Annotated in this window: 22 protein-coding genes; 7 read left to right on the top strand and 15 right to left on the bottom strand. The window is 67.0% G+C overall.

Features of this window, described 5'->3' with window-relative positions:
• Nucleotides 1-69: 69 nt before the first annotated feature.
• Nucleotides 70-882, top strand: coding sequence for a class I SAM-dependent methyltransferase (locus tag GV161_RS21405; RefSeq protein ID WP_152014199.1), 813 nt, complete (start codon nt 70-72; stop codon nt 880-882).
• A gap of 18 nt (nt 883-900) precedes the next feature.
• Here the strand turns inward: GV161_RS21405 and GV161_RS21400 are convergent, their stop codons facing one another.
• The 10 genes from GV161_RS21400 to nrdR all read right to left on the bottom strand — a co-directional run bounded on the left by GV161_RS21400 (nt 901) and on the right by nrdR (nt 10,867).
• The gene (locus GV161_RS21400) at nt 901-1,821 is read right to left on the bottom strand and encodes an EamA family transporter (RefSeq protein ID WP_152014198.1); all 921 of its coding nucleotides are present in this window, start codon (nt 1,819-1,821) and stop codon (nt 901-903) included.
• A 201-nt stretch (nt 1,822-2,022) separates the two neighbouring features.
• Nucleotides 2,023-4,179: a sodium-translocating pyrophosphatase gene (locus GV161_RS21395; RefSeq protein ID WP_152014197.1), complete on the bottom strand. Its 2,157-nt coding sequence runs from the start codon at nt 4,177-4,179 to the stop codon at nt 2,023-2,025.
• 254 nt (nt 4,180-4,433) lie between these two features.
• Nucleotides 4,434-5,234 (bottom strand): (S)-ureidoglycine aminohydrolase, encoded by an 801-nt coding sequence (gene allE, locus GV161_RS21390; protein ID WP_152014196.1) that lies wholly within the window; start codon nt 5,232-5,234, stop codon nt 4,434-4,436.
• A gap of 41 nt (nt 5,235-5,275) precedes the next feature.
• Nucleotides 5,276-6,478: an MFS transporter gene (locus tag GV161_RS21385; protein WP_244624042.1), complete on the bottom strand. Its 1,203-nt coding sequence runs from the start codon at nt 6,476-6,478 to the stop codon at nt 5,276-5,278.
• Between the two features lie 36 nt (nt 6,479-6,514).
• A complete protein-coding gene (thiL, locus tag GV161_RS21380; protein WP_152014195.1) occupies nt 6,515-7,510 on the bottom strand; it encodes a thiamine-phosphate kinase in 996 nt (331 codons plus the stop codon).
• 8 nt (nt 7,511-7,518) lie between these two features.
• Nucleotides 7,519-7,986 (bottom strand): transcription antitermination factor NusB, encoded by a 468-nt coding sequence (nusB, locus tag GV161_RS21375; protein ID WP_091830088.1) that lies wholly within the window; start codon nt 7,984-7,986, stop codon nt 7,519-7,521.
• Complete coding sequence (gene ribH / locus GV161_RS21370) at nt 7,983-8,480, bottom strand: 6,7-dimethyl-8-ribityllumazine synthase (protein ID WP_152014194.1); 498 nt, start codon at nt 8,478-8,480, stop codon at nt 7,983-7,985. The genes nusB and ribH overlap by 4 nt, the downstream gene beginning before the upstream one ends.
• 119 nt (nt 8,481-8,599) lie before the next feature.
• Nucleotides 8,600-9,247, bottom strand: a complete 648-nt coding sequence (locus GV161_RS21365; RefSeq protein WP_152014193.1) for a riboflavin synthase — start codon at nt 9,245-9,247, stop codon at nt 8,600-8,602.
• Nucleotides 9,247-10,377: a bifunctional diaminohydroxyphosphoribosylaminopyrimidine deaminase/5-amino-6-(5-phosphoribosylamino)uracil reductase RibD gene (ribD, locus tag GV161_RS21360; protein ID WP_193219532.1), complete on the bottom strand. Its 1,131-nt coding sequence runs from the start codon at nt 10,375-10,377 to the stop codon at nt 9,247-9,249. Before ribD ends, GV161_RS21365 begins: the two co-directional genes overlap by 1 nt.
• Nucleotides 10,370-10,867 (bottom strand): transcriptional regulator NrdR, encoded by a 498-nt coding sequence (nrdR, locus tag GV161_RS21355; RefSeq protein ID WP_152014191.1) that lies wholly within the window; start codon nt 10,865-10,867, stop codon nt 10,370-10,372. The genes ribD and nrdR overlap by 8 nt, the downstream gene beginning before the upstream one ends.
• A gap of 261 nt (nt 10,868-11,128) precedes the next feature.
• Between nrdR and GV161_RS21350 the strand changes: the two genes are divergently transcribed.
• Nucleotides 11,129-12,079: a hypothetical protein gene (locus GV161_RS21350; RefSeq protein ID WP_152014190.1), complete on the top strand. Its 951-nt coding sequence runs from the start codon at nt 11,129-11,131 to the stop codon at nt 12,077-12,079.
• A 23-nt stretch (nt 12,080-12,102) separates the two neighbouring features.
• On the opposite strand, the gene glyA is transcribed toward GV161_RS21350, so the two are convergent.
• Nucleotides 12,103-13,401, bottom strand: coding sequence for a serine hydroxymethyltransferase (glyA, locus tag GV161_RS21345; RefSeq protein ID WP_152014189.1), 1,299 nt, complete (start codon nt 13,399-13,401; stop codon nt 12,103-12,105).
• 95 nt (nt 13,402-13,496) lie between these two features.
• Nucleotides 13,497-13,943 (bottom strand): helix-turn-helix domain-containing protein, encoded by a 447-nt coding sequence (locus tag GV161_RS21340; protein WP_152014188.1) that lies wholly within the window; start codon nt 13,941-13,943, stop codon nt 13,497-13,499.
• A gap of 67 nt (nt 13,944-14,010) precedes the next feature.
• On the opposite strand from GV161_RS21340, the gene GV161_RS21335 reads away from it, so the two are divergent.
• Nucleotides 14,011-15,219: an MFS transporter gene (locus tag GV161_RS21335; RefSeq protein WP_152014187.1), complete on the top strand. Its 1,209-nt coding sequence runs from the start codon at nt 14,011-14,013 to the stop codon at nt 15,217-15,219.
• 222 nt (nt 15,220-15,441) lie between these two features.
• The gene (gene nhaA, locus GV161_RS21330; RefSeq protein ID WP_244624102.1) at nt 15,442-16,635 is read left to right on the top strand and encodes a Na+/H+ antiporter NhaA; all 1,194 of its coding nucleotides are present in this window, start codon (nt 15,442-15,444) and stop codon (nt 16,633-16,635) included.
• A 193-nt stretch (nt 16,636-16,828) separates the two neighbouring features.
• Here the strand turns inward: nhaA and GV161_RS21325 are convergent, their stop codons facing one another.
• Nucleotides 16,829-17,482, bottom strand: coding sequence for a GntR family transcriptional regulator (locus tag GV161_RS21325; protein WP_244624101.1), 654 nt, complete (start codon nt 17,480-17,482; stop codon nt 16,829-16,831).
• A gap of 139 nt (nt 17,483-17,621) precedes the next feature.
• Between GV161_RS21325 and GV161_RS21320 the strand changes: the two genes are divergently transcribed.
• The 3 genes from GV161_RS21320 (at nt 17,622) to GV161_RS21310 (ending at nt 20,144) form a co-directional block, all read left to right on the top strand.
• Nucleotides 17,622-18,596, top strand: coding sequence for a tripartite tricarboxylate transporter substrate binding protein (locus GV161_RS21320; protein WP_152014186.1), 975 nt, complete (start codon nt 17,622-17,624; stop codon nt 18,594-18,596).
• Nucleotides 18,597-18,644: 48 nt separating this feature from the next.
• On the top strand, nt 18,645-19,748 hold the full coding sequence (locus GV161_RS21315; RefSeq protein WP_152014185.1) for an isocitrate/isopropylmalate dehydrogenase family protein: 1,104 nt from the start codon (nt 18,645-18,647) through the stop codon (nt 19,746-19,748).
• Nucleotides 19,749-19,859: 111 nt separating this feature from the next.
• Entirely contained in the window at nt 19,860-20,144 is a 285-nt protein-coding gene (locus GV161_RS21310) for a hypothetical protein (protein WP_152014184.1), read from the top strand.
• 75 nt (nt 20,145-20,219) lie between these two features.
• Here GV161_RS21310 and GV161_RS21305 read toward each other — a convergent pair whose 3' ends face one another.
• Both GV161_RS21305 and GV161_RS21300 read right to left on the bottom strand, forming a co-directional pair.
• On the bottom strand, nt 20,220-21,461 hold the full coding sequence (locus GV161_RS21305) for a L,D-transpeptidase family protein (RefSeq protein WP_152014183.1): 1,242 nt from the start codon (nt 21,459-21,461) through the stop codon (nt 20,220-20,222).
• A 287-nt stretch (nt 21,462-21,748) separates the two neighbouring features.
• Complete coding sequence (locus tag GV161_RS21300; protein ID WP_057192211.1) at nt 21,749-22,261, bottom strand: winged helix DNA-binding protein; 513 nt, start codon at nt 22,259-22,261, stop codon at nt 21,749-21,751.
• Nucleotides 22,262-22,288: the final 27 nt, after the last annotated feature.

The raw sequence follows: 22,288 nt of genomic DNA, 5'->3' as shown, positions 1-22,288 counted from the left end.
GCGGCGGCCGCTATCGTCGGCCCGCCGCCTCCGCTATGTTGTCCCTCATGCTGTTGGCAGGGGGTCACGATGTTGGACTCCGACAAGCTGTTCTCCGGCTCGATCCCGGAAAATTACGACCGCTACATGGTGCCGCTGATCTTCGCGCAATACGCCGCGGATCTTGCAAGGCGCGTCGCCGCCCTGTCGCCAATGGCCGTTCTGGAGATCGCTGCGGGCACAGGAGCGGTCACCCGCGCCCTGGCGCCGAAGCTGCCTTCCGGCGCGCGCTATGTCGTTACCGACCTCAACCAACCCATGCTCGACTATGCGGCTTCGCAGCAGCCGCCGGATGGCCGCATCAGCTGGCGCCAGGCAGATGCGATGGCATTGCCGTTCGACGATGCGGCCTTCGATCTCGTCTGCTGCCAGTTCGGCGCGATGTTCTTCCCGGATCGTCCGGCGGCCCATCGCGAGGCCAGGCGGGTTCTCAAGCCCGGCGGGCATTTTCTCTTCAGCGTCTGGGACCGCATCGAGGACAACGTCTTCGCCGACGACGTGACGAACGCGCTGGCAAAGCTGTTCCCCAACGACCCGCCACGCTTCCTGGCACGCACGCCGCACGGCTATCACGACAAGATACTGATCCGCAGCGACCTGGCGAGCGCAGGCTTTACCGATGTCGCGATCGAGACGAGAGCCGAGATGAGCCGCGCCCCCTCGCCGCGCCTTCCGGCCGTCGCCTATTGTCAGGGAACGGTCCTGCGCACCGAGATCGAGGCCAGGGAGCCGGGGGGACTCGCTGCTGCGACCGACTACGCGACCTCCGTGCTCGCCGACCGGCATGGCAGCGGCGAGGTGGCCGCGAAGATCCAGGCCCATGTCATCCTGGCAGTGGCCTAAGTTCGCCGAGCCAGTGCCCTAGCCGCCCTTCGGCTTCCGTTCCGGCAGCGTCATCGCGAACACCCCGACAATGACCATGGCGAGCCCGATCCAGGCCGTCGCGCTCAGGCGCTCGCCGAGGAAGATGACGCCCAGGGCGACCCCGGTAGGCACACGCAGATAGGCGACCGAGGTCGTCCCGACCGTACCGAGCCGGTCGATCAGCCGGAAATAGAGGATGAAGGCCAGCGCCGTCGAGAACACCGACAGCGCCAGCAGCGCCTGGGTCGATGTGGTCGAGGGCGTGATCGTCCAGGGCCGGTCGATGATGAGGCTGAATGGGATCAGGATCACGGTGCCGCAGATCAAAGAGCCTGCGGCCGGCATGATCGGGTCGAGCCCCTTGAAATTGCGTCCGAACAGCGCCGCGCCGCCATAGCAGGCCGCCGCCGCGACGAGGGCGAGCTGGGCCCAGAGCTCGCGGCCGAAGCCCGACAGCGCCTCCATGCCGATGATCAGGCAGACGCCGAGCATGCCGGCCGCGACGCCGAACAGCTTCCTGCCCGCAGCAGCCTCGGTACGGAAGAACAGCAGGCTGAGCAGGAAGGCGAAGATCGGCGAGCCGGCATTGAGGATCGCCGCGAGGCCGGCATCGACGCTGGTCTCGGCCCAGGCGATCAGGGTGAACGGCACGGCGCTGTTGAGGCAGGCCTGGATCAGGAAGCGCCGCCAGATGACGGGATCGCGCGGCAGGGCAAGGCCGCGCCAACGGATGACGACGAGCAGGATCGCGCCGGCGATCAGCGTACGCAGCGCGATCAGCGTCAGCGGCGGAATCGTCTCCACACCGAGCTTGATGAAGCTGTAGGAGCCGCCCCAGAGCGTCGCCAGCAAGAGCAGAGAGGCCAGATCGGTCAGGTGGCCGGATCGTGCGGCGGCTGAAGCGGTTGGGGTGGTCATCGGGTCCTCCTGGAGTGGCCGGACCATGACAGGCGAAGGCTGCTCCGTCGTGCCGGAACGCTACGGCCCCGACCGTAGGCTCGCAGAGCGATTCAACCAGCTGGCAATCTGATTCCACTGCCGGGCGCAGTCCATTGCACCACAACGAAAAACCCCGCGGATCGCTCCGCGGGGCCAGGCGTTGGTCAGGCGATCTGCCGCTCAGCTATGCGCCAGGATGGCGAGCAGCAGCAGCGCAATGATGTTGGTGATCTTGATCGCGGGATTCACGGCGGGGCCCGCCGTGTCCTTGTAGGGGTCGCCGACGGTGTCGCCGGTGACCGAAGCCTTGTGCGCCTCGGAACCCTTGAGATGGCGCACGCCGTCCTTGTCGACGAAGCCGTCCTCGAAGCTCTTCTTGGCGTTGTCCCAGGCGCCGCCGCCCGAGGTCATCGAGATCGCGACGAAGATGCCCGTGACGATCACGCCCATCAGCATGGCGCCGACTGCGGCAAAGGCCTGGTTCTTGCCGGCAATGGCGTTGATGACGAAGAAGGTGGCGAACGGCGCCAGGACCGGCAGCAACGAGGGAACGATCATCTCCTTGATCGCCGCCTTGGTCAGCATATCGACGGCGCGGCCATAATCGGGCCGGTCCGTGCCTTCCATGATGCCGGGCTTCTCCTTGAACTGGCGGCGGACTTCCTCGACCACCGAGCCGGCGGCGCGGCCGACCGCAGTCATGCCCATGCCGGCGAAGAGGAAGGGGATGAGGCCGCCGAGCAGCAGGCCGACGACGACATAGGGGTTCGACAGCGAGAAATCGACGACGACGCCCTTGAAGTACTGGAAGGTCGTCGAGCCCGCCTTGTTGGCCTCGGCGACGAAGAAATTGAGGTCCGAGGTGTAGGCGGCGAAGAGCACCAGCGCGCCGAGACCGGCCGAGCCGATCGCGTAGCCCTTGGTGATCGCCTTGGTGGTGTTGCCGACGGCGTCGAGCGCGTCGGTGGAGTGGCGGACCTCCTTGGGCAGCCCGGCCATCTCGGCGATGCCGCCGGCATTGTCGGTGACCGGGCCGAAGGCGTCGAGCGCCACGACCACGCCGGCCAGCGCCAACATGGCGGTGGTGGCGATAGCGATGCCGAACAGGCCGGCGAGACCGTAGGAGACGATGATGCCGGCAATGATCACGATGGTCGGCATCGCCGTCGATTCCAGCGAGACCGCGAGGCCCTGGATGACGTTGGTGCCATGGCCGGTGACCGAGGCTTGGGCGATCGAGACGACCGGGCGCTTGCCGGTGCCGGTGTAGTATTCGGTGATGACGACGATGAGCAGCGTCACCGCGAGGCCGACGAGCGCGCAGCCGAACAGGGCGCCCGAGGTGAAGGTCACGCCCTGGATCGTGGTGAACGAGGCGGCGAAGCCGCCGAACATCAGGTAGTTGACCGCGGCGATCGCGCCGACCGAGAGCACGCCGGCGGCGATGAAGCCCTTGTAGAGCGCGCCCATGATCGACTGGTTGGCGCCGAGCTTGACGAAGAAGGTGCCGATGATCGAGGTGACGACGCAGGCCGCGCCGATCGCCATCGGGTAGAGCATCATCGTGCTCAAGCTGGCCTGCCCGGCGAAGAAGATCGCGGCGAGCACCATGGTCGCGACCAGCGTCACCGCATAGGTCTCGAACAGGTCGGCCGCCATGCCGGCGCAGTCACCGACATTGTCGCCGACATTGTCGGCGATGGTGGCCGGGTTGCGCGGGTCATCCTCGGGAATGCCGGCCTCGACCTTGCCGACGAGGTCGGCGCCGACATCGGCGCCCTTGGTGAAGATGCCGCCGCCGAGACGGGCGAAGATCGAGATCAGCGAAGCGCCGAAGCCGAGGGCGACCAGCGAGTCGATGACGGTGCGGCTGGAAGGCTCAAAGCTCTTCATCGAGGTCAGGAAGCCGTAATAGCCGGCGACGCCGAGCAGAGCGAGGCCGGCGACCAGCATGCCGGTGACCGCGCCCGCCTTGAAGGCGACGTCGAGGCCATCGCCGAGCGACTGCATCGCGGCTTGCGCAGTGCGGACATTGGCGCGGACCGAGACGTTCATGCCGATGAAGCCGGCGACGCCGGAGAGCACGGCGCCGATCAGGAAGCCGATGCCGACATAGGCGCCGAGCAGATAGGTCAGCCCGACGAAGAGCACGACACCGACCATGGCGATGGTGACGTATTGGCGCTTGAGATAAGCCTGCGCGCCCTCTGCCACCGCACCGGAAATCTCCTGCATGCGCTGGTTGCCGGCATCGCGTTTCATCACGTCGCCATAGGCCCATAAGCCGTAGACGATCGATAACGCACTCAAGACAATGATGATGAGCAAGGCCGACATCGAATTTCCTATCCCTGAGATTTCGTCATCCGGGGTAGGACACCCCGACGGAGCCGGTTTTCCGGTTCTTTGAACGCAGGAAACGGCTCTGTCGGCCTCACGAAGAATCAGGCCACAGCGCCGATCACCAGTGTCGGATCGGATTGTTGCCCAGTTTCCGCCAGAATCGCAAACGGGTCGGCTGACAATTCCGGGAGAATGTCAGGTCATGGCGCGCCGACTTGCCGATCGGCCGTGACCTTTTGAGGGTCACTCTAAAGTGCCACGTCCCGATTGACGTTCTTGTAGAGCAGGTAGCAGGCATCGCCGAAACCGGTCGGATAGAACTGCTGAGGGCAGTAGCCGCCCATCCAGATGAAGTCCTCGGCCCAGATCTCGTGCCAGTCCTGCCCGAGGAAGTAGAGCCCCTGCCCTTCCAGCATGTAGAGCCCGTGCTCCATCACATGGGTCTCGACATCCGGGAAAAAGGCGCCTGGCTTGAACCACATCAGGTTCATCTCGAAATCGAAGCGCATGTCGCCATAGGGCAGCAGGAACTGGAAGCCGCGCCCTTCCATGCCGGTATGATTGGTCAGCGGCACCGCATCGCGATGCGACAGGATCGGCTCGGGCACGGCAAGGCCGGGCGCCGGCTCGTAGCGCTTACGCAGGCCAAGCACGCGGACCCGGGCGTCACTGTCATTGCGCAGCGAAAACCGCGTGCCACCCGGAACATAGGCAAAGCTGCCGGGACCGAAGGAACTGCCGACCGCACCGTCAATGGCGAACGCCGCTTCGCCGGACAGGGCGTAATAGAAGTGCTGGACGCCGTCCTCGGCGAACGGTGCGAGCGTGCCGCCGCCGGGCTCGATCTCGAGCACATACTGCGCGAACTGAGCCCCCAGCACCGGGGCAGCGAGAATGCGCGCAATCGTCTTCTCGAAATGCGGTAGCCGGCTGACCAGCACGCCCTCCGGCGGCATGAAGGCGTAGTTTCTCTGCACGACGCCGCGGTTGTGACCGATCGCGCCCGCGACGGGGCGACCGGCGAACTGGGGAAGCTGGTGGGGACGCATGCGAGATCTCCTGCTGGCCGGCTCGGCCTACCCAGCAAGGATCACGACGCCACGCGCCTCTGCAAGCCTTGCCAGGCGACCAGCGCCAGCGCGATCGCGACCGGCGGGAAGACCAGCCAGTTAACGCTGGTCCAGCCGCCGGCGCTGAGCAAGCCTCCGGAGGAGAAGGAGGCGATCGCGACCGAGCCGAAGACGAGGAAATCATTGGCGGCCTGGACCTTGACCCGCTCCTCGGGGCGGTAGCAGTCGGTCACCAGCGCGGTCGCGCCGATGAAGCCGAAATTCCAGCCGATCCCGAGCAGGATGAGCGCGATCCAGAAGTGCGCGACGCTGAGGCCGGAGAGCCCGACGATCGCCGCGACCGCGGTCAGCAAGAGGCCGGCGGCCGTGACCTTCTCCTTGCCGAACCGCGCGATCAGGCGGCCGGTGAGGAAGCTCGGCCCATACATGGCGAGCACATGCCACTGGATGCCGAGCGCCGCGTCGCCGACGCTATGGCCGCAGGCGACCATAGCGATCGGCGCGGCGGTCATGACGAAGCTCATCAGCCCGTAGGCGACGAGCGCCGCGATCACCGAGGCGATGAACTTGGGCTGACGCATGATCTCGGGAAGCGGCCGGCCACCACCGGACTTCGCCTCCTTCACCGGCGGCGCGCGCAGCGCCAGCACGACGCCGATGGCTAGGAGAGCGAGCACGCCCTGGGCCAGGAAGCTCGCGGCAAAGGGCGCGGCCGGCGTCAGGTCGCGTGTCCAATAGACCGATTGCGGGCCGACCACTCCGGCGATCAGGCCGCCGATCATCACCCAGGAGATGGCGCGCGGCCGGAAACCCTCGCTCGCCGTATCGGCGGCGGCGAAGCGATAGCTCTGGACGTAGGAGCTGTAGAGCCCGCACAGAAAGGTGCCGAGGCAGAACAGCCAGAACAACCGCTCGGCCGCACCGGCCGCGGCGATACTGGCGCCGACAGCACCAATCAGCGCGCCGATGACATAGCCGTTGCGGCGGCCGAGCCGGCGCATCAGGAACGCTGCCGGAATGACGCCAGTGGCCAGACCTAGCTGCATCAGGCTGACCGGGACGGTGGCGAAGGCCTGGTTCGCGACCAGCTGCGAGCCGACGATGCCGCCGAGCGAGATCACGATCGCCGGGCTCGCACCGCCGAGCGCCTGGGCACCGGCGAGCACCAGCGCATTGCGCCTGGCGAGCGTATCGCCGTCCATCACCGGAACATGCTGGTTCATCGCAGCCGCCGCCCTTCGCGGCCGCGCGGCCGCCTTCTAAAAATGAGCGAAGGAGCCGCGTACGAAGCTTCGCGGTCGGCCCGCTTCGGTATAGCGCACGCTCCCCGCCTCGGTGGAGACGCGCCCGATGCGCGCGAGGCTGAGCCCCGCCGCCTCGGCGGCAGCAACCATAGAAGGAAATTCTCCTTCCGGGATCGCACAGAGAATTTCGTAGTCGTCACCGCCGGTCCAGGCCAGTTCCGCCAGTGCGGGATCGGCCATGACGGCAGAGCGGGCCGCGGGCGAGAGCGGCACGGCGTCGAGATCGATCTCGGCGCCGACTTTCGAGGCTGCCAGCAGCTTGGCGAGATCGCCGACAAGACCGTCGGAGATGTCCATCGCGGCCGATGCATGGGCCTGCAGGGCAGCGGCGAGCGCGGTCCGTGGCTGCGGGTGCAGATAGCGGTCGGCGAGGAAGGCGCGATCGATTTCGGAAAGCTTGGCCACCCAGGTGGGCCGATCCGGCCCATGCGCCTTCAGGCCGAGCGCGCCATCGCCGATCGTGCCGGTGACGGCGACGATGTCACCCGGCCTGGCGCCGGAGCGCAGCACCATGCGGCCGGCGGGAACGCTGCCGAAGGCAGTAATCGAGAGGGTCAGCGGGCCGGTGGTCGAGACCGTGTCGCCACCGATCAGCGGACAATCGCCCTCGCCCGCCATGGCGCCGAGCCCCTGTGCGAAGCTGGCGAGCCATCCTTCCGTCCAGCCCTTGGGCAGAGCGAGCGTCAGCACGAAGCCGTCGGGTTTCGCGCCCTTGGCCGCCAAATCGGAGAGATTGACGCCGAGTGCCTTGCGCCCGATGGAGGCCGGCGGATCGTCGGCGAAGAAGTGCACGCCGGCGACGAGCGCATCGGCGGTGACGACGAGCTCGTAGCCGCGCGCCGGGCGCAGCAGGGCCGCATCGTCGATCAGGCCTAGTCCCGCGTGGCCGGCGATCGGCGCGAAATAGCGGGCGATCAGCTCGAATTCGCCGGGAGACTGGGGTCCGGCCACGGCGCCGCTCACGCCGCCGGAGCGTCGAATTCCTCGGCGCGGACGTCGCGGGCCATCCTGTCGAGCACCGCGTTGACCATGCCGACCTCGTCGCCTTCGTAGAAGGAGCGGGCGACCGCGACATATTCCGAGATCACGGCACGGCCCGGCACGTCCTTGCGGAAGGCGAGCTCATAAGCGCCGGCGCGCAGAATGGCGCGTACCACCGCCTCGACGCGCTTCAGCGGCCAGCCGGAGGCGAGGAGATCGTCGACGGAACGGTCGACCAGACGCTGCTCACGGACGACGCCACCAAGCAGATCGCGGAAGAAAGCGATCTCGGCCTTGGGGAGCTCGATGTCCTCGACTTCCTTGCCGATCCAGAAAGCCTCGAACTCGGCCATGGCCTCGACCACGCCGCGTCCACCGACCTCCATCTCGTAGAGCGCCTGCACCGCCGACAGCCGGGCGCCGCGGCGCATCTCGGATCGGCTCATTTCGACTCCTCCGCCAGCGAGCGCTTGTAACGCAGCACCGCGAGCGCAGCTTCCGCCGCGCCGCCGCCCTTGTCCATCTCGCTGCGGTTGGCGCGGGCCCAAGCCTGCGCCTCGTTCTCGACGGTGAGGATGCCGTTGCCGAGCGGCAGGGCGAAGGCGACCGAAAGGTCCATCAGCGCGCGCGAGCTCTCGCCGGCGACGATGTCGTAATGGCCGGTCTCGCCGCGGATGACGGTGCCGAGCGCGACGACGGCCTCATAAGGGTCGACCGCCTCGTCGGCGGCGCGCAGGCCGATGACGATGGCAGAGGGGATTTCGAGCGCACCGGGAACGGTCACGACATCGACGCGGCAGCCGGCCTTCTCGAGCACGGCGGTCGCGCCGGCGAGCAGTTCGTCGGCCAGGCCGTCGTAGAAGCGGGCCTCAACCACGAGCACACGGGCATCGTCGAGCGGAGCGGCTGAGGCAGCCGAAGATTGCCGGGATCCGGCCATGGCGTCTTCCTTATGCAAGAGATGGTGCCCGTGAATATCCAAGCACCAAAGCCCTCATCCTGAGGAGCTGTTTCGACAGAAACGGCTCCTCAGGATGAGGGCTGAGCGTTGGGCCGGCTTTAGCCCCCCGGACGCGCCTCCGCAAGCCGCGCGGCATACCGCGCCATCAGATCGACCTCGACATGGACGCCGTCCCCCTTCCGGCGCTCACCCCAGGTTGTGACGCTGAAGGAGTGCGGGATCAGCAGCACGGTGAAGACGTCGTCCTCGACCGTGTTGACGGTCAGCGATGTCCCGTCGAGGCAGATCGAGCCCTTGGCCGCGATGAAGCGGGCGAGCCCCTGCGGGGCGCGGATGTGAAAGCGGGCCGTCGCACCCCAGGGCTCGCTCGGATCGGGGGCGATCTCATCGATCTTGAGGATGGTGCCGACGCCATCGACATGGCCGGTGACGAGATGGCCGCCGAGCTCGTCGCCCATCTTGAGCGAGCGCTCTAGGTTGATCTTCGTACCAGACGTCCACGCGCCGACGGATGTCTTCGCCAGGGTCTCAGCGGCCGCCTCGACCTGGAAGAGGCAGCCGGGTTCGCCATCCTCGCGCGGCTTGAGAGCCGTCACGGTCAGGCAGACGCCGGCACAGGCGATCGAGGCGCCGAGCTCGATGCCCGAAGCCTCCCACGGACAGGAAATATCGAACTGCTTCAGGCTCGGGCCCTTGGTCTGCGCGCGGGTGACGGTGCCGATGGCGGTGACGATGCCGGTGAACATCAGGCGATCCTCGTGAAAACTTCGAAACGGTCGCAGCCGACCTCTCCGGCTTCGATGACGGCGTAGATTTCGGGATCGGCGAGCAAAGCCGCAAGCCCTGGCCGAACAGCGACGATGCCCTCGGCTCCGAGCGGCTTCGGCGAGGTCGAGACGATGACCTCGTCGGCGAGGCCCTGCAGCGCCAATTGCTCGCCGATCGTCGGGCCGCCTTCGGAGAAGACACGCGTGATGCCGCGCGTCGCCAGCAGACGCAGCGCCTCGCGTAAGTCGAGATGACCATCGGCGCCGCGGGAGACACGCATGACCTCGACGCCGGCAGCGACGAGCTTCTCCTCGGCCGCGACCGGCGCATCCTCGGCGGCGATCACCCAGAGCGGCACGGTCGCCGCTCCCTGCACCAGCTTGGCGGTCAGCGGCAGGCGGAGCGATGAATCGAGCACGACGCGGATCGGCGAGCGGACTTCAAGCCCGGGCAGGCGCACGGTCAGCAAGGGATCGTCGGCAAGGACGCTGCCGATGCCGAGCATGATCGCATCATGGCTCGCGCGCAGGCGGTGCACCCATTCGCCGGACTCAGGGCATGAAATGGCGAGCCTTGCGCCCCCTGCCCCGCCGGCAAAACCGTCGGACGTGCGCGCGATCTTGAAGGTCACCATCGGCCGCCCCTCCGTCACCCGCAGGACATGGCCGCGATGGCTGCGCTGCGCCTGGTCTTCCAGCACGCCGGTCACGACCTCCAGTCCCGCCATGCGCAGCAGGGCATGGCCGAGGCCGGCGATCTGCGGGTTGGGGTCGGACATGGCCGAGACGACGCGCCGGACGCCGGCAAGCAAGGTGCGCTCGACGCACGGCGTGCCACCACGGACGGTGCGGTGCGAGCAGGGCTCCAGCGTGACATAGAGCGTGCCGCCGCTCGCCGCCGCACCAGCTTGCTCGAAGGCCATCGCCTCGCCATGCGGACGGCCGCCCGGCTGTGTGTGGCCCTCGCCGACGATCACCGGACCGTCCGAACCATCGCGCACGACGACGGCGCCGACGCTGGGATTCGGCCAGGTCCGGCCGAGCCCGCGCGCGCCGAGCTCCAGCGCCCGCGCCATGAAGGCGCGGTCGATCGCGTCCTGGTCAGGCATCGTCGCGGGCAGGCGCCGGCTTGGTCGCGGGCTCGACTTCATCGCCGCCGAGCTGGCCCAGAAGCTCCTCGAAATCGCGGGCTTCGCGGAAATTCCGGTAGACCGAAGCGAAGCGGACATAGGCGACGTCGTCGAGCGATTTCAGCCCCTCCATCACCAGCTCACCGATGGCCGAGCTCTGGATCTCGCCCTCGCCGGAGCTTTCGAGCTGGCGGACGATGCCGTTGACCATGCGCTCGATCCGCTCGGGCGCCACGGAGCGCTTGCGCAGCGCCACCTCGATCGAGGTCTGCAGCTTGTCACGGTCGAACACGGTGCGCCGGCCCGAGCGCTTGACCACGGTGAGCTCGCGCAGCTGGACGCGCTCGAAGGTGGTGAAGCGGCCGCCGCAATCGGGGCAGACGCGTCGGCGCCGGATCGAGGCGTGGTCGTCGGTCGGCCGCGAATCCTTCACCTGGGTATCGAGCGAGCCGCAATAGGGACAACGCATGAATGGGCCTCGAGGTTGACTTGAGGGACGATAGCGCCCGCGGCCCTTCATTGCCCCAGCCATGCCGTCGCAGGCCAGCGAAAAACGACCAGCCGGCGGCAAGGGAGCAAGCACGAGATCGCATGACGCTCCGGCACCGGATCGCAGCCCTCGCCAGAAAATGACGCCGGACGATTTGCCTTGCCCATGGCAGGATACCGTTCTGCGACCAGCCTGCGCCTGCCTGCCGATCCCCATCGCCTGCCAATCGGAGTTTCGCAGATGTCCAATGACACTACCGGCGACGCCTTCGGCGGCCTGGTCGTCCTGGCCTTCGACCTTCTCGACAGCGAGATCCAAAGGTCTCCCGAACGCCTCGCCGAGATCCTCAAGAGCCCGGTCGTGCTTTCGACGGCCCAGAAGGGACTGCTCAGCTTCGCGAACGCGAAACTCAAGAGCCAGACGACGCAGCTCTCGTCCGAGGACATCCAGAAGCTCCGCTCGATCGGCGACGACGTCCTGTCCAAGGCGGCGGACGAGTATTTCAAGCAGATCAAGAAGTCGTCGGCGTACAAATCGCTCGAAAAGCAGCTCGATGCCTTCAAGGAGGCGGCCAGCTCGTCGGCACTCGGCGTCTGGGTCGACCAGCACAAGGGCATCGTCTATGTCGTCGGCGCGGCGCTCGCGCTCGGAGCAGGTGCGGCCCTCTTCGTCACCAAGCCGAACAACGGTGCGGTGACGCTCGGCCTGCAGCAGCTGGAGAAGCTGAAATTCGAGGTCGTCAAGCTCGGCGCGCTCAAGCTCGGCGTCGGCGGCATCGTCTTCGACCCGACCGCCGAGCTGGTCGGCGCCAAGCTGACCGGCAAGCTGAAATGGGACCGGCTGAAGCTCGATCTTTCGCTTCAGGTGGTGACCAAGTCGGCTGCGATCGAGAAAGTCGAAGGCGAGGTCATGGTCCAGTATGGCTCGTTCGAGCTCAGCGGCATCGTCAAGAAGGACGTCGCCAAGCCGACGGTCGACCTCAATCTCAAGCTGAGCGCGACCGATGACCGTTTCAACGTCTCGGTCGCGGCGCAGGTCAAGGACGGCCAGTTCGGTGGCAGCGCCTCGGCCGGCTACAAAATCACCAAGGGGCTGGATCTCAACGCCGAACTCAGCCGGACCAACCGGGGCGATGCGCCCGGCGGCCCGGAGAACCTGTTCATGATCAAGCTGACCGGGACGTTTCCCTGAGGGGCGCCCCGGCCGCCTCCCGCTCAGTAGATCGGGAAGCGCGCGGTCAGCTCGTGGGCCTTGGCCTTGACCGCCTGCTCGACGGCGGCGTTGCCCTCCTCGCCATTGGCGGCGAGGCCGTCGAGCACCTCGGCGATCAATTCGCCGACCTTCTTGAACTCGGCGACGCCGAAGCCGCGCGAGGTCGCTGCCGGGGTGCCCAGGCGGATGCCGGAGGTGACCATCGGCTTCTCCGGATCGAAGGGGATGCCGTTCTTGTTGCAGGTGATGTGGGCGCGCCCGAGCGCGGCCTCGGCGGCCTTGCCAGTGACCTTCTTCGAGCGCAGGTCGACCAGCATCAGATGGTTGTCGGTGCCGCCGGTGACGAGGTCGAAGCCCTTGCTCTTCAGGGTCTCGGCCAGCGCCTTGGCGTTGGCGACGACGGCATGGGCGTAGCTCTTGAACTCCGGCTGCAGCGCCTCGTGGAACGAGACCGCCTTGGCGGCGATGACGTGCATCAGCGGACCGCCCTGCAGGCCCGGGAACACCGCCGAGTTGATCTTCTTCGCGATCGCCTCGTCATTGGTCAGCACCATGCCGCCGCGCGGGCCGCGCAGCGTCTTGTGCGTGGTGGTGGTGACGACATGGGCGTGCGGGAACGGCGAGGGATGCGCGCCGCCAGCGACCAGCCCGGCGAAATGGGCGATGTCGACCATGAAATAGGCGCCGACCTTGTCGGCGATCTCGCGGAAGCGGGCAAAGTCCCAGTGGCGGGCATAGGCCGAGCCACCGGCGACGATGATCTTCGGCTTGTTCTCGACGGCGAGGCGCTCCATCGCGTCATAGTCGATGATCTGGTCGACGACGCAGACGCCATAGGGCACGACCTTGAACCACTTGCCCGACTGGTTGACCGGGGCGCCGTGAGTGAGGTGGCCGCCGGCAGCAAGATCGAGGCCCATGAAGGTGTCGCCGGGCTGCATCAGCGCCATGAACACGGCCTGGTTGGCCTGCGAGCCCGAATTCGGCTGGACATTGGCGAACTGGCAGTCGAACAGGCGGCAGGCGCGCTCGATCGCGAGCTTCTCGGCGATGTCGACGAACTGGCAACCGCCGTAATAGCGCCGGCCCGGATAGCCCTCGGCGTATTTGTTGGTCATCACCGAGCCTTGAGCCTCGAGCACCGCCTGCGAGACGATGTTCTCCGAGGCGATCAGCTCGATCTCGTCGCGCTGGCGACCGAGCTCGAGCTCGATGGCACGGGCGATCTCGGGATCGACATCGGCAAGGCCGGCGCCGAAGAAGGAGTTGGAGAGGTGCTTGTCGCGCGCGGCTTCGGTCATATCCGGCTCCTAAGAATGCGGCGGCCGATCGCGGCCGATCCCCGCGCGGTCCCTATCACGCAGAGTGAGGCTGTCCAAGCGCTAGATGGACGCGGCTAAGGAGCTGCCCGGCGCGCGCCCGAACGACGGACGGAGGGGCGGTAGACGAGCTTCCGGCGCGAGGCAGCCTGCATCAGCTTGCGGAAGGTCGGGCACTCCAGATGCGAGGGTGCGGGACAGTCGGCGACATGGCGCAGGATGTCCCGCAGCGTGCGCAATTCGATCATCTGCCGCTGCAGCTCATCCGCTCTGGTGCGCAACTGATCTCGCGGAATATCGGGCCTGCCGTCGCGGCCGAACATGCCGGCGATCTCCTCCAACGAGAAGCCGGCCGCCTTGCCCATGGCGATCAGCGACAGCTTCAGCAGCACATCGGCGTCGAACTGCCGCCTGAGGCCCCGCCGCCAGAGCGAGGCGATCAGGCCGATCTCCTCGTAATAGCGCAGGGTCGAGGGCGCGACGCCCGAGCGTTCGGCGACCTCGCCGATATCGAGAAAAGTCATGCTTGACCTCAAGTCGACTTGAATTCGTACGCTCTGCCGAAAAGTTCATTTCGGCAAGAGGACCATCATGGAAGCTGTTCTCGTTTCAAGGCAAATTCCGGTTTGGCAGGATCGGCGCGCCATCGCTCTGCTGATGGCGGCATCACTCACCACCATGGCGAACGCGACGATCGCTCCGGCCCTGCCCGGGCTGGAACGGCTGTTCGCCGGCGACCCCAACGCCGCGCTGCTGACACGGCTCCTGGTACCGGCGCCCTCGCTCAGCGTCGCGCTCATTGCCCCGCTCGCCGGGATCGCCGCCGACAGGATCGGACGGCGCCGGCTGCTCTTGTTCGGCGTGATCCTGTTCGTGCTGTCGGGCTGCGCCGGGCTCGTCCTGCCCGATCTTCCGACGATCTTCGCCAGCCGGCTCGTCTTGGGGGTGGCAGTCGCCCTGATCATGACGGCGCAGACGGCGCTGATCGGCGACTATTTCACCGGCGACGACCGCAATGCCCTGACCGGCCTGCAGATCTCGGCGCGCAATCTCGGCGGCCTCGTCTTCATCCTCACCGCCGGATGGGTCGCGACGATCTCGCCGCGGCTGCCCTTCGCGATCTACGGGCTGGCCGCCGCCTTCCTGCCGCTGATGTGGCTGGTCATCGTCGACCCGCCGAGGCTCGCGCAGGCCAGCGGCGCGAAACTGGCAGGCGATCGCGGCGATTACCACCGCTGGCTACTACCGCTCGCCTTGCTGGTGCTGCTGCAGGGCACGACCAACATGATCTTCTTCATCATGCCGACGCAGCTGTCCTTCTTTCTCGACGCGCAGGGCTATGACAGCGCGATCATGACCGGCTCGGCGCTGGGCGTGCTGATGCTGTCGGGCGGTGGTTGCGCATTGCTCTACCCCCGAATCCAGCGCGCTGTCGGCTATGCCGGCATTTTCGCGCTCGGTTATGGCGCGATGGCACTGGGCTTCCTCATGCTGCTATTCGCTTCGACCACCCCTGCGATCTTCGCTGCGGTCGCCGCGATCGGCGCGGGTTATGCGCTGGTCTCGCCGAGCTTCGTCGCGTTGGCTCTCAACCTCGCACCGGGGCAGAAGCGCGGGCTCGCCGGCGGCATCCTGACCGCCTCGATCTTCATCGGCCAGTTCTGCTCGCCGCTGCTCAGCACGCCGGTGATCGCCGGGTTCGGTTACGCCAATCTGTTCGCCGGCACTGCTGGGTTGCTCGCGATCATGACCGTCACGGCCGCGCTGACCGGTGGTGCGGGCTGGCTGCGCCGGCGATAGTGCGGCGATATGGAGTGCCACCCCGCCCGCACTCTGCTTTATTCACAACCCGAAGCAGCCGACTCGCCCCTTTGGCGCAATCCTCGGCTGCAATCGAAACGACATCGGGGTGTCGCAGCAGCCGGGTGAAACGGAAACCCGCGGAAGGAGGACGGCGTGGCGCAGCAGACGGACGAGATCGAAGCTCACCATCCCGACTGGCCGCCCAAGCGCCGCTCGCCCCTGCACGCCTTCCTCGAAAGCGGAGCCGCTGCCGGTGTCCTGCTGGTCTTTTCCGCGGCGCTTGCGCTGATCATCGCCAATTCGGCGCTCGGCCCGGTCTATTTCAAGCTGCTGGAGGCGAAGGTCGCCGGCCTCTCCGTCCTGCACTGGATCAACGATGCGCTGATGGCGCTGTTCTTCCTGCTCGTCGGGCTGGAGATCAAGCGCGAGTTCATCGAAGGCCAGCTCGCGACCTGGAGCCGGCGCGCTTTGCCGGCGCTGGCAGCGCTGGGCGGCATGATCGCGCCGGCCTTGATCTATGCCACGCTCGCCCGCAGCGACCCGGAAGCCTTGCGTGGCTGGGCGATCCCCGCCGCCACCGACATCGCATTTGCGCTCGGCGTGCTCGCCATCCTCGGCTCGCGCGTGCCGGTCTCGCTCAAGATCTTCCTGACCGCGCTCGCCATTCTCGACGATCTCGGCGCGATCCTGATCATCGCCCTGTTCTATTCCGGCGATCTCTCGCTGCCGATGCTGGCTGGCGCCGCCGCCTGCCTCGCAATCCTGATCGCGCTCAACCTGCGCGGCGTCCGCCTGCTGCCGCTCTACCTCGCCATCGGCGCCCTGCTCTGGTTCTTCGTCCTGAAATCCGGCATCCACGCTACGCTCGCCGGCGTCGCGCTGGCGCTGACCATTCCGCTCGGCGGCCATGGCAAGGAGAGCGACGAGCCCGAGCATTCGCCGCTGCACACGCTGGAGCACCGGCTGCATCCCTGGTCATCCTATTTCATCGTGCCGGTCTTCGGCTTCGCCAATGCCGGCGTCTCGATCGCCGGCATGTCGCCCTCGCTCCTGCTGACGCCGGTGCCGCTCGGCATCGTGCTCGGGCTTTTCCTCGGCAAGCAGATCGGCGTCTTCGGCTTCGCCTGGCTCGCGGTGCGGCTCGGTCTCGGCACCATGCCGGCCAAGGCGACATGGGCGCAGCTCTACGGCGTCTCGCTGCTTTGCGGCATCGGCTTCACGATGAGCCTGTTCATCGGGGCGCTGGCCTTCGCGAACAGCGCCGCGCTCAACGACGCCACCAAGATCGGCGTGCTCGCCGGCTCGGCGCTGTCGGCGGTGATCGGCTATGTCGTGCTCCATCTCGCCGGCCGGCATCTGGTCAAGGAGGACGAGCTCGTCCCCGCGATCGCCCGGCAGAAGCAGACCCGCTGAGAAGCGCCCCGGCGATCACACAATCGTCGCAGCTGCGGCGGAACCATGGCGAGCCGACTGCGTTACCTTCACAGCTGTGGAGGCGGCAATGGGCTTCAGTCTTCTGGAAATCTCGATCGTGATGGCGTGCATATCGCTGCTCGGCTTCCTGATCGCCGATAACCTGGCCTGATCCGAGCCTACTGCAGGCGAGTCAGCTCGCCTGCACCAGCCGCCGTAGCCGTTCGCGGCCGGCCGCTCTGATGTGATCGCGGGCGGCAGCCTCCGCCCTGTTCGGATCGCGAGCTTCGATCGCCGAGACGATGGCGTCATGCTCGGCATGCGCCTGCCCCGCCCGATCTGCATCAAGCAATGTCGAGGAGCCGAGCAGCGCACGCGCATCGCGCAACGCGTTCAGGGCCTTCAGCAGATAGCGGTTATGTGCGGCGCCATAGAGCGCCGAATGGAAGCGCTCATTGTGACGCGCCAGCTCCTGCGGGTGGGTGAGCAGCCCAGCCTCGATCGCGTGCAGATCACGCAGCAACGCGACATCGCCCTCGGAGGCGTGACGCGCGGCGAAGGCAGCGACGGTTCCCTCCAGCACCTCGCGCATCGCATAAAGCTCGGATACCGCCTGATGGTCGAGCGTCATGACGACGAGCGTGCGCGAATCGCGGGTGAAGAAGCCCTCGGCCTCGAGCCGGCGCACGGCCTCGCGCAAGGGCGTGCGGCTCATTTCCAGGCGAGCGGCGAGATCCTCCTCGCGCAGGCGCATGCCCGGCTTGAGCTCGCCGGTATCGATCGCCTCGCGCAGACGGGCATAGGCCTGGCCCGCAAGCGAGCGCACCGGCTGGACATCGGCGAACACCGTCAAACTGCGCCCTCTCCCATTCCTCCAGGCCGGATGCCGTGATCGCCCGGCGCTGCGCCGAAATCAACGCTTGCCCGTGCGACCAAATTCAGCATACTTCGGTATACTGAAAAATCAAAACAACGTGGGAGGCTTCATGCCGCACCGGTTTCCAACGCTCCTGCTCGCAGCCGCATTGGCCGTGCTGCCGGCCATCGCCGCAAAAGCGCAGGACTGGCCGAGCAAGCCGATCACCATGGTCGTACCCTATGCCGCCGGTGGCGGCACCGACGTGATCGCGCGGGCGGTGGCGCAGAAGCTGCAGGATCGGCTCGGGGTCGGCGTCGTCGTCGAGAACCGCGCCGGCGCCGGCGGCAATCTCGGCACCACGGCCGCGGCGCAGGCTCCTGCCGACGGCTATACGGTGCTGATCAGCAATATCGGCCCGATGGCGGTCAATCCGAGCCTGTTCAAGAACCTGAAGCATGATCCGGCCGAGGTGCTGGAGCCGGTGACGCTGATCGCCAAGGCGCCGCTGCTCGTGCTGGTGCATCCTTCGGTCAAGGCCAATTCGGCCGCCGAGCTGATCGCGCTCGCCAAGGCGCAGCCGGAAGGGCTGACCTACGGAACGGCCGGCCACGGCTCGGCCAACCACATCGCCACTGCCCTGTTCGAGCTGATGGCAGGCGTCAAGCTGAAGCACGCCCCCTATCGGGGCGCCGGCCCGGCGCTGAACGACCTGCTGGGCGGGCATATCCCGATGATGTTCGCGACGCTGCCCTCGGCGATCGGCCATGTGAATGGCGGCGGCCTCAAGGCGCTCGCCGTCACCACGGCCGAGCGAGCGCCCGCCTTGCCGCAGGTGCCGACGCTCGCGGAAGCCGGCGTGTCCGGCTACGAGGCGAGCGGCTGGTACGGCGTCTTCGTGCGCAAGGGCACGGCGCAGGCGATCATCGACAGACTGCGCAGCGAGGTCGCGACCATCATCAACCTGCCAGAGGTGCGCCGGAACCTCGAGCTCGAAGGTGCCCAGCCGATCGGCAATACGCCGGCCGAGTTCGCCGCCTTCGTCAAGGCCGAGCGCGAAAAGTGGTCGAAGGTCGTCGCCGAGGCCGACATCAAGATCGAGTGACGCCTCCTCGCTCCCTTTCCCTTCCATGACATCCGGACCGACGCCGACATGACCGACGCGACATCCCCTGCCCTGCGCCTGCTCGTTCTCGAAGGCGACGGCATCGGCCCCGAGATCGCGGCGGCGACCTGCAAGGTGCTCGACGCCGCGAGCAAGCTCTTCGGCTTCGGGCTCGCCTATGAGCGGGCGGAGATCGGTTTCGCTGCGCTGAAGAACCAGGGCACGACCTTCCCCGAGACCGTGCTGGAAGCGGCAAAGCGGGCGGACGGCGTCATCCTCGGCCCGGTCTCGCACAACGAGTATCCGCCGGCCGAGAAGGGTGGGCTCAACCCATCCGGCCAGTTGCGCAAGCGGCTCGACCTCTACGCCAATATCCGCCCGGCCCGCTCGCGCGACGGTTTCGCACCGCGCTGCGGCAAGCCGCTCGACCTCGTCATGGTGCGCGAGAACACCGAAGGCTTCTACTCCGACCGCTCGATGCATCTTGGCCCCGGCGAGATCATGCCGACGCCGGACCTTGCCATGTCGTTCCGCAAGGTGACGCGGCAGGCGTCCCTGCGCATCGCCGAGAGCGCCTTTGCGCTCGCCCGCCAGCGCCGGCGCAAGGTCACGGCCGTGCACAAGGCCAATGTGCTGCGCATCTCCGACGGGCTCTTCCTGGAATGCGTGCGCTCGGTGGCCGAGCGTTATCCCGATGTCGAGTACGAGGAGAAGATCATCGATGCGATGGCAGCGCTGCTGGTGCGCGACGCCAGCGTCTTCGACGTGATCGTCACCACCAACATGTTCGGCGACATCCTCTCCGACCAGGCTTCGGAGATTTCCGGCAGCCTCGGCCTCGCCGCTTCGCTCAATGCCGGCGAGGGTCACGCGGTGGCGCAGGCGCAGCACGGCTCGGCGCCTGATATCGCGGGTCGCGACCTCGCCAACCCGGCCTCGCTGATCGGCTCGGCCGCGATGCTGCTCGCCTGGCTCGGCGAGCGGCGGCAGGCCCCCGCCCTGCTCCAGGCAGCGCAAGCGATCGAGCGGGCGATCGACCTGACGATCAAGGCGCCGGAGCTGCGCACGCGCGATCTCGGTGGTCCACTCGGAACGAGGGCTTTCGCGAGCTGTGTCGCCGCTAATCTCGCCGAAGCGGCGAAGGCGGGCTGACACCGGCGCCACCGGTCACTCTCAGGTGATCACGACGGAGCAGGAACGCATTCGCTGCTGGCGCATTGACAGGACGCGCCCTCAGCTTCGGGGCGCGGCCGGAGCCTTCAGATGCCGACTGCCGATCATTCCGTCGCCTCGATCAGGCAGCTCGCCTCCGACTTCCAGAAATGGCCTTCCCCGCAAACAGCCAAAGCGCTCGCGCAGATCGCGAAGCAGGCCAGTGCGTCCTCCGGGGAGCTCGCTCCCCATTTCGAACGCATTCACCTCGCCGCCACCGATCTGCTCAAGCCGGGAGCCAAGCCCGACCCGACCTATGCCGCGCTGCGGCGGGCGGTGGCGATCCTCGACACGGTCACGAAGGTCAAGCGACAGGCCGAAGGCGGGCTGCAATAGCCTGCCACACAAGCAAAAAAGCTCCCGGCTTTCGCCGGGAGCTCGCAACGACGAGGGCCTTGGCCGCAGCCGGGCTCAGATGTCCTGGTCGCCCTGCAGGGCAGCAACCGCCGCCGGGCCGAGACCGTCCTTGTTGTAGATGTCGTCGCGGAACTGCACGCCGCCATCCGGGGTGGCCCAGGCGGTGATGTAGACCCAGTAGCATGGCACCGGATTGGCGATACGAGCGTTGACGCGCTCGCCCGAGGCGATGGTCTCGTCAATCTTCGCGCGATCCCAGCCGGGCGTCTCCTTGAGCAGGAAGGCGATGTAGTCGCGCACGTTCTGGACGCGGATGCAGCCGGAGGAGACGAAGCGATAATCGTCGCCGAAGATGCCCTTCGACGGCGTGTCGTGCATGTAGACGCCGTGCGGGCTCGGGATGTTGATGCGCACGAAACCAAGAGAGTTGAACTCGCCGCCCGGATCCTGGCGGAAGGTGTAGCGGGTCGCCTCGTCCGAGCGCCAGTTGACGCGGTCGGGCGGAATCTCGCCGCTCGGCCCAATGATGCGGATCTTGTTCTCGGTGAGGTAGGTCGGCTCCTTCTGCATCTTCGGGATCAGATCCTTGCGGATGATCGAAGCCGGAACCGTCCAGGTCGGGTTGAAATTGACCTCGGGGATCTTGGTCTGCAGCAGCGGCGACTGGCGGTCGATCTTGCCGACGCCGGCGGCGTGGCGGGTCGCGACATGGCCGTTCTCGACCGTCTCGACCGCGGCCGCCGGGATGTTCGCCACGACATAGCGGTTGCCGAGACTGCCCGACCAGGTGCGCAGGCGCACGATATTGGTCTCGAGCTGGCGGATGCGCCGGTCGACCGGCACGTTGAGCGCCGCCAGCGTCGCGCGGTTGATGCTGCCGGTGGTCGACAGGCCCATGCGCGACTGGAAGCGGCGCATGCCGCCCTCGACATAGGAATCATAGATGTTGCTGTCGCCAGCGGAGGCGTCGAGATCGCCGGTGATGATCAGCCGCTGGCGCAGGGCGACCACGCTCGGACCACGCGAACCGACGGAAAGCCGCTCGCTGACCTGCAGGGTCGGCCAGCCGCCGCGCGCGGCGAGCGCCCGATAGGCCTCGACCGCCTGCTCGGTCGCGGCCAAAGCGGCCGGCGAGAGCATTGGCGTCGAGGAGCGCTGGACGGCGTTGCGCGAGCCGGCGTCATAGCTCTGGCGCCACTCGGCCTGCTGGGCAAAAGCCGGCAGGCTCACGCCGGCGGCAGCAGACGAGAGCAGGGCCAGAACCGTCTCGCGGCGGGTCAGGCGGATATTCGGCATCGATCGTACCCCTTGGACTTCTCGTATCATCGGAGCGGGACGCGACCCGCCCCTTCGGCCGGGCATCTGCCACGGTCGGTCGCTGGGGACGATCCCTTACCACAGTTAACAGCTCATGATGAGCGCGGCATTTTTAGGGCGGGGATGCGCCACGCTCACGCGGGTTTGATCGCTGTGGCCGAAGGGAAATCACTGTTGCCGGAAAGAAACAGGCGCACGCGCCCCGGCCGGGAGGCCGAAGCGCGCTGCGGGGGGATACCGTCGAGACCGGGCCCGTAGCCCAGCGCTCAGAGTTTGTAGCGGATCTGGTCGGTCCAGAAGCGCTCGAGGCGCAGCAGGGCGTTGTTCATCCGCTCGAAGTCGTCGGCCGCGATGCCGCCGATCTGCTCGACCGTGCGGACATGCTTGTCGTAGACGCCCTTGACGATGTGGTGCACCTCGCGACCCTTGTCGGTCAGGCTGATGCGCACCGAGCGGCGGTCGATCCGCGAACGGGCATGGTGCAGGAAGCCGAGCTCGACCAGCTTCTTGACGTTGTAGGAGACGTTCGAGCCGAGATAGTAGCCGCGGGTGCGCAGCTCGCTGGCCGAGAGCTCGGCATCGCCGATATTGTAGAGCAGCAGCGCCTGCACGCTGTTGACGTCGTCGCGGTTGCGACGCTCGAACTCGTCCTTGATCACGTCGAGCAGCCGGCGATGCAGCCGCTCGACCAAGGTGAGGGACTCAAGGTAAAGCGGCTTCACCTTGAGCTGAACCTCGTCCGACGCGGCCGGCTCCACAGTCTTTACATTGCTCTTCATGGTAATATCCCGCCTGTTGATTACCGG

The organism is Bosea sp. 29B (assembly GCF_902506165.1).
GTDB lineage: Bacteria > Pseudomonadota > Alphaproteobacteria > Rhizobiales > Beijerinckiaceae > Allobosea.
This window is presented reverse-complemented; position numbering and strand designations above follow the sequence as displayed.